Genomic DNA, 17,116 nt, shown 5'->3' on the forward strand with positions numbered 1-17,116 from the left:
TCCCAGTACCAACAAAAAAACCAACCGTCCACCGGTTGGTTTCTTCTTACTACTATTATTTTTTAATACCTGGCTTTGAATTATAACCAGCTGAGAAAATAGCTGTTAAAAATGCTAGAGAAACCCCGAGAATTAATATAAGACCCATCTTACTTACGACCTCCTTTAGAACCTAGTCTTCCCAAAAACATAACTCTATTATAGCGAAATTGTCCAGATTCGTCATTGAAATGTATGACATTTTCAAATTTTTTTAGAGAACCTCTTTGCAACGGCCGTCATAGGCTACTGTATAACTTGTAAAGGAGGCAACAGTTGATGCGACGAAATTATGGTAGCATTCAAAAGTGTGAGGAAATCCCCGTACAATTTCCTCCTCAGCATCAGGATATTCACCCAGGACTTCAATATGTGATGGACCCACAACCAATCAGTGAGGTAAAGTCATACAAGCCAGCTGGTAAATTAAAAGGAAAAATAGCGCTAATAACAGGCGCTGATAGCGGTATTGGCCGTGCTGTTGCCATCGCGTATGCTAAGGAAGGGGCGGACATCGCGTTTGCTTACTTATACGAAGATCAAGATGCCCAGGTTACGAAACAGCGAGTAGAAGAGTTAGGTAGAAAATGTGTAGCATTCAGAGGAGATCTTGGAGACGAGGAGTTCTGCCAAACAATCGTTGCTCAAACGGTACACCATTTTGGAAAAATAGATATTTTAGTAAATAATGCAGCCATGCAATTTGTGTCTGATAGCATTTTAGATATCTCAACGGCTCAGCTTCACCGTACGTTTCAATCGAATGTATTCTCTATCTTCTATTTAACAAAAGCAGCTTTACCTTTTATGGAAAAAGGAAGCTCAATCATTAACACCTCGTCCGTTGTCGCCTATCGAGGTCATGAAAAATTAATTGATTACTCATCAACAAAAGGGGCGGTCGTAACCTTTACTAGATCCCTTGCCCTTTCTTTAGCGGGAAAGGGAATACGCGTAAACGGTGTGGCACCTGGTCCAATTTGGACACCACTAATCCCGTCCAGCTTTTCTGCAAAAGATGTCATGACGTTTGGCTATAGAGAAACAGAGATGAAGCGAGCCGGTCAACCTTACGAATTAGCGCCAGCTTTTGTGTACTTAGCATGTAGTGATTCAAGCTATGTGACAGGTGAAATGATTCATGTAAATGGCGGCAGTTTTGTAGGAGGGTAAAAAGGATCATTCACAAGATAAATTCCAATCCAAGTAATGATAAGGGACGGCTCTGCATAGATTGTAATAATCTCAACTTCTTACAAGGAAGTAATGAAGGAGGTCCTTATGGATATATTAAGAAGAATTGAAGAGCATCGAGAAGAGGAGCATCGTCTTAAGTGGGAAGGTACCTTCGCTGAGTATTTGGAGCTTGTAAAAGAGCGTCCTTACATCGCACAGTCTGCTCATTCGAGAGTATACAATATGATAAAGGATGCTGGAATTGATGAAGTTGATGGAAAAAAGAAATATAATTTTTTCAGTCATCAAATGTTTGGACTAGAAGAAGCATTAGAAAGACTAGTGGAAGAATACTTTCATCCAGCAGCAAAGCGCTTAGATGTTAGAAAACGGATCCTTTTATTAATGGGCCCTGTAAGTGGAGGGAAATCCACGCTTGTCGCCATGTTAAAACGTGGACTTGAAGCTTATACCCGGACAGACAAGGGAGCCATTTATGCGATCAAAGGTTGTCCGATGCATGAAGATCCTTTGCATCTGATTCCAACCCACCTAAGGGAAGAGTTTTTCCAGGAATATGGTGTTCGCATTGAAGGAAATCTATCTCCACTCAATCTAATGAGATTGGAAAAGGAATACGGTGGCCGTATTGAAGACGTCATCGTTGAAAGAATCACTCTATCAGAAGATAAGCGTGTCGGAATTGGTACATTCAGTCCATCAGACCCGAAATCTCAAGATATTGCCGACCTAACGGGTAGTATCGACTTTTCCACAATCGCAGAGTTTGGATCAGAGTCAGATCCACGTGCCTATCGTTTTGACGGAGAGCTAAACAAAGCAAACCGCGGTATGATGGAATTCCAAGAGATGTTAAAATGTGATGAAAAGTTCTTATGGCACTTATTATCTCTTACCCAAGAAGGTAACTTCAAAGCAGGCAGATTCGCCCTGATTTCCGCAGACGAATTAATCGTTGCCCACACAAACGAAGCAGAATATCGCTCCTTTATCTCCAACAAAAAGAACGAAGCCCTTCATTCTCGTATTATTGTTATGCCTGTTCCATATAATCTGAAAGTCTCAGAAGAAGAACGAATCTATGAAAAAATGATTAAAGAAAGTGATGTATATAATGTTCATATTGCTCCACATACGCTTCGAGTGGCAGCAATGTTTACGATTTTAACTCGATTAAAGCAACCGAAAAAAGGTGACATTGATTTAGTTAAAAAGATGAGACTGTATGACGGAGAGTCAGTAGAAGGCTTTAACCTAGTAGATGTAGAGGAAATGAAAAAGGAATTTAATGACGAAGGTATGACTGGTATTGACCCGCGTTATGTCATTAACCGAATTTCTTCCGCTATTATTCGTAAGGAAAATCCTTCAATCAATGCGCTAGATGTTCTACGCTCGTTAAAGGATGGATTAGATCAACACGCATCTATTTCCAACGAGGACCGAGAGCGCTTTATGAACTATATTTCAGTTGCTCGTAAGGAATACGACGAAATTGCCAAGAAGGAAGTTCAAAAAGCATTCGTGTACTCCTATGAAGAATCAGCGAAAACATTAATGGATAACTACTTAGACAATGTTGAGGCCTTCTGCAACAAGAATAAGCTAAGAGATCCATTAACCGGTGAAGAGATGAATCCGGACGAAAAGCTAATGCGTTCCATTGAAGAACAAATTGGCATCTCGGAAAATGCGAAGCGAGCATTCCGTGAAGAAATCTTAATCCGTATCTCAGCTTACGCTAGAAAAGGCCAACGCTTCGATTATAATTCGCATGAGCGTCTACGCGAGGCGATCCAGAAAAAGCTATTTGCTGACCTAAAAGATGTAGTGAAGATCACAACTTCGTCCAAAACGCCGGATGAAGTCCAACTGAAGAAAGTTAATGAAGTTGTAGCACGCCTAATTGAGGAACATGGCTATAACTCGACTTCAGCAAACGATTTACTGCGTTATGTAGGAAGCTTACTGAACCGGTAAATAGAAAGAGGAGGGTACTCGATGATGAGTACCGCTCCTTTTTTTACATTCGTTCCTCGGGAAAGTGTTTTTGCGCAAAATTTTCCATTTAAGCACAAAACTTGGATTTTCAGCACGAATTTAAAGTTTTCTGCACAAAATTTAGAATTACTGCACAAAAATAAAGATTTATGCACATATCAAACAAACATTACGTTGTTTCACCCCCACCTTCACAGGGTAAATAACTACCAGAGGTGATTGATAATGAACAAAAGCAGAAAACCAGAAAATAGCTCAATGGTTAGTAGTCTAGAGGAATTAAAGAAGCATTCTAAAGTAATGGAACAAATGGAAACAAACAAAGAATTGAAAAAAAGTCATTTGACTCCTGATCCAAAGCAGTTTCAAGAAAAAGACCATTCGTAAGGTATGAATATGAAATCAATTTAGCAGGCTAAAGAAAGCCGATAATCCTTTGCTACAAAAGGGATCTATTCTCAAAACAACTTGTCTAATTTTGAAGGATAAAGGCCCAATTATCAAAATAATTTGTCAATTATTGAGTTAAGCTGCATAGGATAGAGTAATCCACTTTTCATCAAGATAAAGTAAGAACCTCTAAAAGCCGTCAAGTTAGTGTATGCCGTTTAAAGGATGATGGTGATAAAAAAATTAAAAATTTTTAGGAGGGGATATAAATGATGAATGAGAGTAATGTAGATAACTTTATGATTTCAAAAGAAGATTGGTCCCTCCATCGAAAAGGACATGACGATCAGACACGACATAAGGAAAAAGTACAAGAGGCGATCAAGAGTAACTTACCTGATTTGGTAACGGAAGAAAGTATTATTATGTCAAATGGCAGAGATGTCATTAAGATTCCGATCCGCTCATTAGATGAATATAAAATTCGGTATAATTATGACAAGAATAAACATGTAGGGCAAGGCAGTGGAGATAGCCAGGTGGGAGATGTTGTCGCAAGAGATGGTTCTGGCAAACCACAACCCGGTCCAGGAAAAGGAGAAGGGGCAGGCGATCAAGCGGGTGAAGACTATTACGAAGCTGAGGTCTCGTTAATGGAGCTTGAGCAAGCATTCTTCAACCAACTAGCCTTACCAAACTTACAGAGAAAAGAACAAGATGAAAACACCATCCAGCACATTGAATTTAATGATATTCGAAAGACAGGACTCATGGGTAACATTGATAAAAAGAAAACGATGCTTACTGCGTTTAAACGCAATGCCCTCCAAGGGGAGGCAAAATTTCATCCTATTTATAAGGAAGATTTAAAATTTAAGACCTGGAATGAAATTCAAAAGCCAGATTCAAAAGCTGTCGTCCTGGCCATGATGGATACGAGTGGTTCAATGGGTATTTGGGAGAAGTATATGGCGAGAAGCTTTTTCTTCTGGATGACTCGCTTTCTTCGAACAAAATATGAATCCGTTGAAATTGAATTTATCGCTCATCATACCGAGGCAAAGGTCGTGCCAGAAGAAGACTTTTTCTCAAAAGGAGAAAGTGGTGGAACGATATGCTCCTCCGCCTATAAAAAAGCACTAGAATTAGTAGACGGCAAGTATTCCCCCACTCGCTACAATATCTATCCATTTCATTTCTCAGATGGTGACAACCTAACATCAGACAATGTCAGATGTGTCAAACTTGTCGAAGAGTTAATGAAGGTATCCAATATGTTTGGATATGGAGAAGTCAATCAGTATAACTAGCAAGGATATACCCAAATAAAAAAACTTATCAAAGATGACAAGTTTTTTCACTGGATAATTATACTTTTAATCTAGGTTTCTTCCAACCAAACTTTGACATTACTTGCTGAGCTAAATCAGTAAATTCTGACTTGAAATAAATTGCTTTTATCTTTTCCTTCATTTGTTCTGCAAGTTGTTTATCAATTTGGTTAAGTAATATCATTAATCCGATTTCTGTACGTTCATCATTGTAAGAGAGAGAATCTCTTACTGTTTCAAGCGAATTTATTGGTATTGAAAAATTTTGAATAGCATATTTTAGTGCTTGCCTTATGATTATATTTGGTTTGTCAAAAAAACTTTCAAGATGTTCATTAAACCAATTATTCAATGCTTCACTCATTGCATGATCCAACATTAATTTAACGATTTCATCTTTTTCTGAATCAGTAAACGTTAAGGAGTGAAGTGAATCGATAATTTCAATTACTTGTTGTAACTGTAATTGTTTCTTTAACTCCTGATAAAACAATGAATAGACATCTGCTTCATGGCTTCTTATTTTGGTAAGTATAGTATTTTGCTCTTCTAACTTATAGAACTGGAATCTCTCTGCAAATGCTCTTATGTGTTCCTTGTGAGAATAAGATGAATTATTATAAATATAAGTGTTAAATTGTTGATTGCCACTTGGAATATGACTAGCAGAAATGGTTATAAACTTATCTCTATTGATTGGTGATAAAAATTGAAAAACACCAGGGTTATCTGAAATGAAGTTAAATTTTTCAATTAGGTCTAATTGTGACGAAACAGCAGAACATTCATCTAAATAAATACCAAATAATTCATTTAGTGTATTATTCCATTGGTTACGATATGGATAATTGCCAGAATATAAGTAGCTAGACTGTTCGTTAATCAATGCAACCATCTCGCGCTCAATATCTAACATATGATCATTATGATACCTTTTTAAAATTAAAGGTAATTTGAATTTCGATTTAAAGATATCGCTGGATGCTTCAAATCTTAAAGAGTCAAATTTCTCGAAATTAAACAAATCCGGATGGATTTCGGAATACTTTTTCAATAGTGAATTTGAGCCTTCAAATATAGATAGTAAATCAAGCTGCATTGAATCATTTGATTCGACGATGTTTTTCTCTAGAATAATAGAATGCAATTGTTCAGCAGTTACAAGATTGTCAACAAACATAAATGATTGTTTTATCTCCTTATCATGTACTCCTGTACCAAACTCATATTTCCCAATGATCCATCCAATAACAGAAGGAATACTTACAAGTTGACTTCCTAGATATAGTGCATCCTCAGGATTATTGTTCCAAACCTCTTGAATCGTTTTTAACAGCATAGTATTCAACTGATTATCATCCACATAATCTTTCAATAATATGTTTAATTGTAATAGGACATGTTCACTAAGAAGACGGATTCCATCTCTTTCACCATAATAATACAGGAGCTCTGTTATAGATTCTACATCATTATTATTAATTAGGGGTTCGAAAATATAAGTATCAAAACCTTCAAAAATAATATCATCAAGGATGTTTATATAAGAAATAAATCTCTTTGCCTCAGCAACATTTATGCGACTTTTTGTCCCATCATCAATGTGAGTTAACCAATCTACAATGTTAAACGGTAATTGTAAACTACTATAATCTATGTTTTGTTCCTCAACATCCTCATGTTCAGTCTGAATGTTATGAAACACGGAGTCTACTGTATCTAAAAGAATAGTAATCCATTTAAAGTCCTTAAACAATGAATGGTCCTTTTCAAGTTGTAACAATTTTTCTTCAACATAATATGGATCATTATCTACTAAGTAACCAATCTGTCTAGCATTATCTGAAATCAAATTTACCAGCTTTTCGTGAATATTTAGGCGTTCTATTAATTGGGGATGCTTTCTCCATGCTTCAAAAATAACATCATTATCATAACCTCTTCTATTGTTTAAGATTTTACCCCCAAATTTTTCCCAAACAATATTAGATGTAACTAATAAATCAAATACCTTTAACACGTTTTCTAAAGGGAAATTTATAATAATATCAATATTTTGTTCTAACCCATATTCCCAATCATGTCTTCTGGATTCAGTAACATGAGTAACATACTTCGAATCAGTGAATAAAATCTCTAAAATGTTACCCATTTCGATTTCGTTGTTAAATTCTTCTATTATTGAATCCAAGATTATAGGCTTTTCATCTAAATCTAATTTTTCAAAATTCAATTTGAAAGTTGCCTCATCTCCATTGATAAGTGATTGTCTTGCTTCCATTAAAGTTAGACGACCCGTAATTGGATTAAGTTCTGTATTATGGAAGTAAAGATATGGCCGTATGTCAAAAGGGATAAATTTTAATACTTTAGAAATAAATAAACGTGGGAAGTTTTCATTCTTCTTATATCTTTCAAGGACATCTTCTACATTTTTTGCGTTTCTTAATAGAGACGAATCTCTTTTTAATGCATCAAAGAATTGTGGATAATCAGTTTTTAGTACAGTAAAAATAGCCAGGTCTATTGGGTTTTTTGTAAGAAAAACTGTTTTGTTCTCTAAATCCCTACGTTTGGCAAGTTCCCAATCAGCTGTAAAAGCATTGAGAATTTTTATTACTTGACGGGGTGTTGTAATTTCTGAATGGATTAAAACACTCAATACATTGTTTAAAGATCTTTGGTGATTAAGGGACCAATCGTTCGGTTGTGCCAGTAATAAGCCAATTGCATATTCTTTCATATTCCGTTGTTCAACTAGTGGCAATCTAATCATTAAGTCAAATGTTTTATTCAGAAATTCAGACACTTGATTATCTTCATAACTGTCATGTTTTTCTCCGTCGTAATCTACAATAGCCTCTCTTAACTCTTCACGTAGAATATTTTCATCACAAGGTACAATAAATGTACAGTTATTGATACTCTTCATTCTTAAGAAGGTGCGAACAGTATTTAGAGAAGCGTAGAGTTGATTATGAGGTAGCCTGTCCATGTCATCAAATATGATAATTACCTTATTATATTTTTCAGATTGAGTTTTTAGTAAATTCTCAAATCGTTTTTCAAATTGGTCACTGAAACTTAATGGTATGTCATTATATGTAATAGTCTTCCCTATAGAAATTTGAGATTTAGCAATTAATCCAATAAGTAAAATTATATAAGTACCAATGCTAAAACTTGATATAAGTTCCTTTACCATTGGTGCTGAGAAGTAAGAACCAATCGTTAACAGAAGTACAAATAAACTTGTAATAATCCAAAACGATATTTTCTTAGCAACTAAGAGACTCATTGCTGCAAAAAAACCACCAAGCGTTAAGTTATCTGCCTGGCTTTTGGTACGTTCAAAGCCATCTTTAACATTTACACCAAATTCTGATTCTAGGTCTCGAAGGATCTTCCGTTGTAATGAAGTTGGGTTTTCAGCAAATTTCCAGACACTCACAGTTATAAACTTTACTTTTTCATTTTCATTATTATACATATTCTCTAATAAACTTAAAACTGTTGACTTTCCGGACCCCCATTGTCCTGCTAAACATATATGCATTGCTTTTGAAGCAGTATCAATTGCTGCTTTTAACATTTCAGCAATATGATAAAATTGAAATTTATCTTCTTCCCTTATACCAATCGGAACATCATTAATAAAAGTAGGTAAGGCCTTCTTTTTTTCTTTTTTTAACATAATTTCCTCCCACCTAATACACAAATAATAAACCAGATAATATTTCCATTTTAACTCAAATACTCGAATAATAGTTAAGTATATGGCGAAAAATGGAACTTTTTCTTGGATAGACTTATTAAATTTTGAAAAAAACCAAGGGTATTTTTACCCTTGGGAAGGTTATATGTTTGTGTATAGCTGGATTTGGAAGTGGTCCTTATCTTTCCATTCCTTTTTTCTCAAATACGTAATCTTCTCAAAAATACTCTTCAACAATCGATTCTTTTTCTCTACGTTATTAGTTTTTCGGTATGTTTCCAAAACGTTTTTCATTTTGGGCAAGAGTATTGCTTGGTTTTGCACCTGCTGCCGTTCCTTCATAAGTGACTCTTCTAAATGATTTAATTCATTCTGCCCTTTTTTGATACGTTCAGAAATAGCTTGTTGTCGGACCAAAAAGGTGTCAACATCATAAACACCTTTCTCTAACAGGTCATGTAACTTATCCTTTTGGTCATTAAGCTCATCCAGTTCTTTTTGTTTTACCTTTAATGCTTTTTCTTTTACTTCGACAGTTAGCTTCTTCTTTTTCTTAGGAACCATTTCTTCCGTAATTTCAAGTTGACTAATGATATCTTCAAGACCTACCAGTATTCTCTCTTCAACAAGTCCTAATGAAGCCCCTTTTTGTATCCCTTTGCAACCAGGATTTATGCACCTAATCTGCGGTTGTGGGCGATCTTTTCTGGGTTGAAAGGCTAAAACTCGCCCACAGAGTTCACACACTAATAAACCTGCAAGTGGGTTGGAAAGCTTTTTTGTTTTGTGTGTAGGTGGTCTCCAACGGTTGCTATGTAACTCGTTTGCTCGTTCAAACTTTTCTGTATTAATGATGGACTTATGTGCATTTTCGGCAACTTGCCATTTACTCTTCGGGACTTTTCTTTTAATATACTGACCGTGCTGCTTTGTGTATTTGTATTTGCCCCAAATGATTTTACCCGTATAAACCTCATTTTTTATGATAAACGAAATGGTGGAAGGGCTCCAAAAATTACCCCTAGGTGGAGTGACACCTAATTTATCCAACTCTTGAGCAATAGCTTGTCTTCCGTGGCCTTGAATAACCAAGTCAAATATAAGTTCTATCACCCAGCGAGTCTCAGGATCGGGGTAAAGCCTAAGGTTCTGGTCTCTTAAATAACCGTATGGTGGAACCTTTGATATGGACTTTCCTTCCTTAGCTGAAGTTCTTCGACCGTTTTGCATTCGCTTTACTATTGTCTTCAGCTCTTCTCTTGCGATGAGTGACTTTATACTAAAATTGAGCTCCTGATTATCTTCAGTCGGATCAATTACTTCAGTAGGGGTGATAATAAACGTTTCTGAGTAGCGAAATACACGATAAATAGTACCTTGATCGACCATATCTCCACGACCAAGACGATCTAAGTCCATTACTAATACTGCATTTGCAATACCTGATTCAACTTCTCTCAATAAATTCTGCATTTGAGGTCGTTCAGAAATGAATTCTCCAGAAACCACTTCTTCAAAAATATCAATGATATTGTGCCGTTCCTTTTTGGCTAATTCAAATAATTGCCTGCGATGCCTTTCTAAGGTATCGTATCCACGCCCTTCTTCGTATGCTCGTTTTTCCTCGTCAAGGTCTTTACGACTCTTTCTTAAATAAATGAACACGTCTAATTCTTGAGGCCTGTACATATGGACTCACCTGCTTTCGAGCCGTTCGATTAGTTAATCATATGCAAAACTTTGGACAATCATGAGATAACGCAAAAGATTCCCGAAATTATCTGTTTCATTAGCATATATATGGAACAGGGGGGATTTTTTTATGAAGAAAATCCAAAAAGGTAATACCACAATCGTTATACATTCTCATCTAGCAGACCTTGATAAAGAAGAACAAAAAAGCTGGTTCACAACTGAGTGGGCCAATAACAATAAAGTCTTAAAAGCAATCGTAGAAGCAGCTGTAGCATGTGAAATCGAAGAGGATGAATGATTTTATCTTCTTCTTCACGGTGGACAAGTATTCACTATTATGAAAAATATTTTACTAAAATGAATACACTTGGACTAAATGGATACTATAACCACTAACCTAACAAATTGGAGGGATAGGTCCATGGGTCGTAAACAAAAGAAACATGAAAAAATTGAAACAGCTTCTGTAACTTTTCATAGAGATCAGGAAAGAATAGAAGCCTTTGTAGATTGGCTTTCAGATGAGTTGATTCACTATATCGAAGAACAATGGACAAAGGGATATTCTAAAGAGTAAAGGGGGGACATGTTTGAAGAGGACCATTATTTATACAAGGCAATCAACAAGCGAGAAGAACCAACCTAATTCAAAAGAATTGCAAACACATACTTGTTTAAAGATGGCAGAGCAAAATAATTGGGTAGTACACGAAATTATGCATGATGAGGTTTCTGCTAGAACCAAATCCAGTCAGGAAAGAAAAATGTTAACTCAACTATTATTAGAGGTTGAAGCAGGGACGGTTGAACGTATTATTGTTTTCAAAAGAGACCGAATAGCTAGAAGAGCACATGAGTATATGGAAATCATAAAATTACTTAAAGAACACGAAGTAGAACTATGTTTTTCAGCAGCAAATGAACCACCCATAATGCCTGGTATGATTAGTGATTTTTTAGAATACATTCTTGCTGGTATGGCCCAGTTAGAAGGTAATGCTATTCATGACAGAAAAATACAATCCAGGAAAATCAAAGCAAGAGATGGTTTTTGGGCGGGAGGCTCTCCCCCTTTCGGTTATATCTCTCAACAGGGTGTTCTGAGTATTGATAAACAGAAAGTATCATCAAATTTGGAAGAATCAACAAAGAAAGAATATAGTAAAGCTGACCTTGTAGGATTGTTGTTTAAGGGGTTTATAGAATTGTGGTCAGTAAACGAAAGACTAGATGAGATTTTGACAAAAATGAAAAATCATCCTAAAGCTGTAGAGTGGAAATGGAAAGACCTAAACATTGAAACTCTTCAAAGTCGTCTATCAAACCGTTTGTACCGAGGTCAATTGATGCAAAAGATTGAAGGGACTTTTTTAAGAACAATGGGTGCAGAAAACAGGGAACGAATAAAATCACTGGCATTAATTGAAAAGGAGACCTGGCTCCAAGCAAACAGTATGTTAAGTAAGACATTGTCGTTGTTTCCCCTTGAAGAAAAAGAAGTTATTAATCCATTATTCTCAGGTTTAGTATACTGTGGACTTTGTTACAGGCCTATGGAAACAAAAACAAAGTATTACTCATGTGAAAATACAGAATGTACAAGGAGGAAGTTTCAAGTACAAATTAAAACAATTGATCAAAGTCTTAAAAAGAGAATATTAGATTATTGGGAGTCAAGTCTTGATAATAATTCAAACAACGAATTATTTCAAAGGTTAAAAGTAGTGATTATTCAAAAATGTAAGGAGGAGATGGAACAAAAAAAGTCCAAGCTCCAAAAGGCGGAATCGAATTTAATAGAAGCATATTTAAATGAAAACAGAAAAGTATTGACAGATGCCTTACGGAATTACGAAGGAACCCTAATTCAATGGAAACAAGAATGTGAAAAATACGAACTAATCCAAAAAGGTTTAGACGACCTGCTTTTACTTATTGTAGGGCATTACCAGAGTCTATCTTTTGAAAAAAGGGAAGATGTAGCAATTAAAATTGTTGGGGGACTAGCAGAGAAAGTTTTGGTTTTCCCAAGTAAAGAATTTTCAATTCATCTTCATTACAATCTTAGTCAAGTAAAGGGGAATATAATTGGAAGCGAATAAAAAAAAGTGGGCTATTTATGAAAGGGTATCAACAAAAGATCAAGAAACAGAAAATCGTCAAACACCTAATATTACAGAGTATATTAGCCGGTACTTGCCTGAAATCAATATAAACGACGTACTTAAGTTTTCAGAAAAGAAATCTGCATATCGTCTTGATAAGGAACAAAGGGAAGAATTCAGTGAATTACTAGATAAAGTCCGTGCTGGTGAAATTGATGGAATCTTAGTATCAGATGTAGACCGAATATCACGTAAAATTGAGGAACACATTGAACTAAGGGCTCTATTTGATGAACTTAATGTTGATGTTCGCATCACAAACAAAAATTCTGATTACAAACCTCCCTCTCCACAGGGGTTAATCGCTTCAATTATTGAGGATGGGTTATCAAAATTAGAAAGTGATAATATTTCTGTCAGAACTAAAGCAGGATTAGAGGTTAAGCGCTTGAAAAAGCAGTATGTAGGGGGACAACTACCCTTTGGTTATAACTGGGTAAAAGGTGAAAATACCTCCATGCCAGGGAAGGCCGTAGTTGATCAGATAGAGAGCAATATTGTAAAAAAAGTATACAATCTTTTTGAATTCCTTCCAAGCTATTCTTTTATAGCAAATTACTTGAACAAAAACTACCCAAAAATTGCAGCGAAAGAATTAAATGAAAAAGTAAAGATAGATTGGACAATTCCCCATGTTAAAAATCTCCTCTTGAATCCTTGGTATTGTGGATATCATATGCCTCTTGTAAATGTTAAGAATATTACAGAGGACCAGCTATTATCTAAATGGGAGAAAATTACTTTCCTGTGTGATATGCCTATCATAAGTGAAGAACAGTGGATAAGGGTTTGGAGATTAATCCACAATAACAAACTGTTGGATTCAAGAATAAAAACCAAATTTACCTTTCAAGGATTAATTAAATGCTCATGTAATGAAACACTCAGAGGGCGTGATCAGCGGACAAAAAATCCCTATGGAGGAGATCCATATGGGAAACGTTGGTATATGAGAAAAGAATGTGACCATAGGATTTCTGAGGAAGATGCTATTAAAGAGTATGATAAAGAGCTTCAAATAGATACGATAAATGAAAAGATTAAGAGGGTTTTGCTCTACAGAGTTCGGGAGGAAATCATACTACAAAAAAGCCGTAAAACTGAACTGCAGAAAAACCTTAACACTATACAGTCAAAACTTAAAAAGCTTGAACAGGTTAAGGCAAAGGCTGATAAACTTGAGGATTTACTTTTACCTGAGTACCGTGATTATTCTGCATTTCTCATTGTAAAGAATGCATTAGAACAACAATTTAATAGCATTTCTCAGGAACTGGACTACACTTGTTACCTACTAGGAAAGTGGGAGGAGCTAGAGGGAGACTTTGGGAGTAAGGGAAAGTGGGTTTTTGATTTATTAGAAGATCTTAAGGAAGACCTTAGTGAAGAATATAGTAGAATCGAAGTCCTTTTTCTAGTCAAGGAAATTGTTCTCGATGATCAAAATGAATTACATTTTAACTTTTATAAATAACTGCCAAATGACCCTCATTTATGATGGTCATTTTTATTTTATCATTCGAGTTACGAGTTGGGGCTTTAGAACAGTGGTTCTTTACCAAGAAAATCCACTACGCAAAAACAGGGCTGGATGAAAAGAATTTTACCAAAGCAAAAGGATTTGTTCTATGCTAAAAGTAACCACAAGAAAAATCAACAATTTTTAATGAAGGACTTTTTAGAAAATAGCTGAAGATAATACTTTGAAAATACTAAACTATTTTAAACTAAGATTGTACAAGCTATCAGCATAAAATGGGACAAGCTAATAACCGGTATTTCTCGGCAATTATGCTACGTTATGCAACATAACTCGGTCAAGAGTAAAAGAAAGGATCCTTTCTTTTACCCTTGACCGAGACAGATAATAAAAATAAGGCTTCCAGAACATTGGTATCATAGGTTTGAAAGCCTTTGTTTGTTTTTTAGCAGTGAAATTTGATTAATTCGATTGGCTATTTCTCGGCAAAAGGTTTGAAACAGTTAATGTTTCTCGGCAATTGAATGAGATTATGCTAATGAAACTATGAAAATAGTACAAGATATAAAATCTTTAAAAATACCCAAATAAAGGATACTACTCGTCCATTCTGCATACCGTTATAAAAACAATATAATGGAGGAGTATTTTTGGATAATTGGAAACCAGTAGATTATACAATTGACCATATGTCTCAAAAGGTTGCTAATCAAATTGGGCAGCTTGTGAGGAAACTAATCATGGAAGGGGAAGTTACTGTAAAAGAAATTGATCAAGTACAGTATATTAATATAAATGACATAGATCGATACGTAAATCTAAATGGTTATACAGAAGGAACACAGAAAGTGGATAAATTATTACCAGAAATTATAAAGAGGTTGGACGACCTTCAAGACTCTTATAAGCAATTACAAAAGGATTCTTCGATTAATGAGACTGATAATAATCCATTAGGTTTCACGGCACCTTCTAGAAATAAGAATCCTAGGTATTTCTATCCTAAAAACATTGTAAATCAGACTGAACCATTTAGAAAACTGTCTTTTAAAGACTTTAGTAAAATCGTAGAAAATGTTAGGAAATATTATCATCTTCGAATAGATCCAACTCATTATAAAAAAAACATGCCAAGAACATTTTCTGAGTACCTCTATTGTTATTTATACAATGAGAATGAAATCCTAAGGGGAAATATCGATCATAAAAGAAGTAAATTACATCAAAAGCCTAATAAACTCGCTAGTAGCCATAAGTATTATTTCTCTCCATTAAAAAAACAATATTCATCAATGAAGCTATTAGTCTTGTCTGTTTGGGAAAGTGAGGAGGCCATTTTAGATAAAATTATTAAAGATTCTATTATTAATGTTGGACTTTTGGATAAAAAATCAACGAATGATGACCATCAGTTAAGTTTATTTAATTAAGAGTGATTATTGGCTGTTGCTCTGTGGATTTGCCCTAAAGGGATTCCTAGGGTCATCTACCATTAATAGAAGTGGTTAAATATACGACTATCCTTTTCCCTTTAGAAAAATATGCAGAATATAAACAGACCTTGCTTTAGAGGTTGTTTTTGGGCAACCTCTATAAATAAAGATATATCATGCCTTTCTGTTTATAATTATAAAAATGTTTATATAAAAATGAATAATTGATCGAATCTTGACACATGATATCAGTAGACAGGAAGGGGACACCTCTTTATTTAAGAAAATGAAAGATGCCATTAGGTATCAAAATGTTAATATCAAACTGTATTTTGATTGGTGAATCCTAATGAAGAGTCTCTTGGGAGAATAAAACATGGAAACCTATAACCAAGTTATGTAGCCAAGAAAAAGGTTTGACAATGTTCATACTTAGTATGACCTTAAATGGTTTGTTTATCTCTTCAAAACTAAATCCAATCCTTCCTCAACTGTTGTAAAAAAATAGTGGGCAAACACAGGGTCTTGTTCATAACATGTCCGGAACAGTTTGTTTACCCGTTCTAGGCGTTGTTCCAGTTCTTCATCCGCACTGTTTTCATTCACGGGGTATATGTGTAGATCTTGTTGGAGCTTGTTTATCAAACTCAGTTTGATGTTCTCCGTTTTTCCCGTCTCAAGGTTTGATAAATATCCAGCTGATACACCCAGCTCTTTAGCAAACTCGACAAGTCCAATTTTTTTCTGTTCACGTATTCTTCGAATATGCTGACCGAATGGTGATTCCATAACATGCCTCCGTTCAATTTTTGTATATTAAGTCATTATTGTTGGTACTAGGAAAAATGCATCTAGACTCCATTTTAGACGCTTTACATCCCTTATATTCATGAATAGCTACCTTTCCAGAAGAATAAAAATGCTCTAATCGGTTTGACATCATTGTCATACCGTCTTTTTTTGGCTAATATTTTCCTATTCAAGATAGAACGTATGTTCTTTGTAATGAGAGTGAAGGAGGGAGATAGATAGATTGATTCGGAAGTATGTACGTAAATCGAGTTGTGGATCTTATTCACTTAGTTGTGAAAGGGAAGGATTATAAAAGAAAATCCTTGTTTTCTGGGCTTTTGTTTAATCCTTACGACAAAATTATGTTAACCTCTGAATTTAATCAAGAGCTGCATGACGTTTAAAACAAAGAACAGAACACATCAACAGTGCTTATATGATTTCAGAACATGGAATGTGAACATTGTCTCCACCTAACTAAGGAGGGAGAATATACATTTGATACTACGTGATCGAGGAAGTAAAAAGTGGACGGCGATGATGCTAACAGAACATGTTGCACAGATTCGCCAATACTATCTAAATGATAGCAAGCAGCTACTGCCAGAACTAGACGAGATGCAAATAGAAGAGATTGAACGAACTATTCGAGAAGCTTTTGAACATGGCCATTTGTTAGAGGTAGATACATGGAAAGACGGGTATTTTACGAAGCGTTGTGGGTATGTGAAGAAGGTTAATCCTCACGGAAGAATGATTCTATTTAAAGATGAGTTAGAAGTTGAGTTTTCGATACATTTGTATCGTCTGGTGGGTGCTGCGAGGGTATAATACGGTTACTGTTAAGAATTTAAATAGAAGGTTGTGATAGGATTGGA

General features: G+C 35.3%; 13 protein-coding genes and 1 pseudogene. 11 read left to right on the plus strand and 3 right to left on the minus strand.

Annotated features, from left to right (window positions below):
• Positions 1-318: 318 nt before the first annotated feature.
• The 4 genes and pseudogenes from LT143_RS13145 to yhbH all read left to right on the plus strand — a co-directional run.
• On the plus strand, positions 319-1,212 hold the full coding sequence (locus LT143_RS13145) for an SDR family oxidoreductase (protein ID WP_246943651.1): 894 nt from the start codon (positions 319-321) through the stop codon (positions 1,210-1,212).
• A 108-nt stretch (positions 1,213-1,320) separates the two neighbouring features.
• Positions 1,321-3,216 (plus strand): PrkA family serine protein kinase, encoded by a 1,896-nt coding sequence (locus tag LT143_RS13150; RefSeq protein WP_246943654.1) that lies wholly within the window; start codon positions 1,321-1,323, stop codon positions 3,214-3,216.
• Between the two features lie 246 nt (positions 3,217-3,462).
• Positions 3,463-3,624 (plus strand): hypothetical protein, encoded by a 162-nt coding sequence (locus LT143_RS13155; RefSeq protein WP_246943656.1) that lies wholly within the window; start codon positions 3,463-3,465, stop codon positions 3,622-3,624.
• 275 nt (positions 3,625-3,899) lie between these two features.
• Positions 3,900-4,934, plus strand: a pseudogene (gene yhbH, locus LT143_RS13160) (sporulation protein YhbH); the annotation flags it as partial.
• A gap of 61 nt (positions 4,935-4,995) precedes the next feature.
• Here yhbH and LT143_RS13165 read toward each other — a convergent pair.
• Positions 4,996-8,652, minus strand: a complete 3,657-nt coding sequence (locus LT143_RS13165; protein WP_246943658.1) for a P-loop NTPase fold protein — start codon at positions 8,650-8,652, stop codon at positions 4,996-4,998.
• Between the two features lie 162 nt (positions 8,653-8,814).
• Positions 8,815-10,362, minus strand: a complete 1,548-nt coding sequence (locus LT143_RS13170; RefSeq protein ID WP_246943660.1) for a recombinase family protein — start codon at positions 10,360-10,362, stop codon at positions 8,815-8,817.
• 133 nt (positions 10,363-10,495) lie between these two features.
• Between LT143_RS13170 and LT143_RS13175 the strand changes: the two genes are divergently transcribed.
• The 5 genes from LT143_RS13175 to LT143_RS13195 all read left to right on the plus strand — a co-directional run bounded on the left by LT143_RS13175 (position 10,496) and on the right by LT143_RS13195 (position 15,443).
• Positions 10,496-10,666 (plus strand): hypothetical protein, encoded by a 171-nt coding sequence (locus LT143_RS13175; protein ID WP_246943661.1) that lies wholly within the window; start codon positions 10,496-10,498, stop codon positions 10,664-10,666.
• A 123-nt stretch (positions 10,667-10,789) separates the two neighbouring features.
• Positions 10,790-10,945 carry a hypothetical protein gene (locus tag LT143_RS13180; protein WP_246943663.1) on the plus strand — a complete coding sequence of 52 codons (156 nt, stop codon included), beginning with the start codon at positions 10,790-10,792 and terminating at the stop codon, positions 10,943-10,945.
• Between the two features lie 13 nt (positions 10,946-10,958).
• Positions 10,959-12,470, plus strand: a complete 1,512-nt coding sequence (locus LT143_RS13185; protein ID WP_246943665.1) for a recombinase family protein — start codon at positions 10,959-10,961, stop codon at positions 12,468-12,470.
• Positions 12,457-14,007, plus strand: coding sequence for a recombinase family protein (locus tag LT143_RS13190; RefSeq protein ID WP_246943666.1), 1,551 nt, complete (start codon positions 12,457-12,459; stop codon positions 14,005-14,007). Before LT143_RS13185 ends, LT143_RS13190 begins: the two co-directional genes overlap by 14 nt.
• Positions 14,008-14,663: 656 nt before the next feature.
• Complete coding sequence (locus LT143_RS13195; RefSeq protein WP_246943668.1) at positions 14,664-15,443, plus strand: hypothetical protein; 780 nt, start codon at positions 14,664-14,666, stop codon at positions 15,441-15,443.
• 459 nt (positions 15,444-15,902) lie between these two features.
• On the opposite strand, the gene LT143_RS13200 is transcribed toward LT143_RS13195, so the two are convergent.
• Positions 15,903-16,235: a helix-turn-helix domain-containing protein gene (locus tag LT143_RS13200; protein ID WP_246943670.1), complete on the minus strand. Its 333-nt coding sequence runs from the start codon at positions 16,233-16,235 to the stop codon at positions 15,903-15,905.
• Between the two features lie 257 nt (positions 16,236-16,492).
• Between LT143_RS13200 and LT143_RS13205 the strand changes: the two genes are divergently transcribed.
• Together LT143_RS13205 and LT143_RS13210 are read left to right on the plus strand one after the other, a co-directional pair.
• Complete coding sequence (locus LT143_RS13205; RefSeq protein WP_246943672.1) at positions 16,493-16,642, plus strand: hypothetical protein; 150 nt, start codon at positions 16,493-16,495, stop codon at positions 16,640-16,642.
• A gap of 94 nt (positions 16,643-16,736) precedes the next feature.
• Entirely contained in the window at positions 16,737-17,069 is a 333-nt protein-coding gene (locus tag LT143_RS13210; RefSeq protein WP_246943674.1) for a YolD-like family protein, read from the plus strand.
• Positions 17,070-17,116 lie beyond the last annotated feature (47 nt).

The sequence above is a fragment of the Bacillus pinisoli genome (genome assembly GCF_023036475.1).
In the GTDB taxonomy this organism is placed as follows: Bacteria; Bacillota; Bacilli; order Bacillales; family SA4; genus Bacillus_BS; species Bacillus_BS pinisoli.

Bases quoted from the DNA above. Each gene is read 5' to 3' on its own strand.
- LT143_RS13145 (WP_246943651.1), top strand. From the start codon at position 319: ATGCGACGAAATTATGGTAGCATTCAAAAGTGTGAGGAAATCCCCGTA.
- LT143_RS13150 (WP_246943654.1), top strand. From the start codon at position 1,321: ATGGATATATTAAGAAGAATTGAAGAGCATCGAGAAGAGGAGCATCGT.
- LT143_RS13155 (WP_246943656.1), top strand. From the start codon at position 3,463: ATGAACAAAAGCAGAAAACCAGAAAATAGCTCAATGGTTAGTAGTCTA.
- LT143_RS13165 (WP_246943658.1), bottom strand. From the start codon at position 8,652: ATGTTAAAAAAAGAAAAAAAGAAGGCCTTACCTACTTTTATTAATGAT.
- LT143_RS13170 (WP_246943660.1), bottom strand. From the start codon at position 10,362: ATGTACAGGCCTCAAGAATTAGACGTGTTCATTTATTTAAGAAAGAGT.
- LT143_RS13175 (WP_246943661.1), top strand. From the start codon at position 10,496: ATGAAGAAAATCCAAAAAGGTAATACCACAATCGTTATACATTCTCAT.
- LT143_RS13180 (WP_246943663.1), top strand. From the start codon at position 10,790: ATGGGTCGTAAACAAAAGAAACATGAAAAAATTGAAACAGCTTCTGTA.
- LT143_RS13200 (WP_246943670.1), bottom strand. From the start codon at position 16,235: ATGGAATCACCATTCGGTCAGCATATTCGAAGAATACGTGAACAGAAA.
- LT143_RS13205 (WP_246943672.1), top strand. From the start codon at position 16,493: ATGTACGTAAATCGAGTTGTGGATCTTATTCACTTAGTTGTGAAAGGG.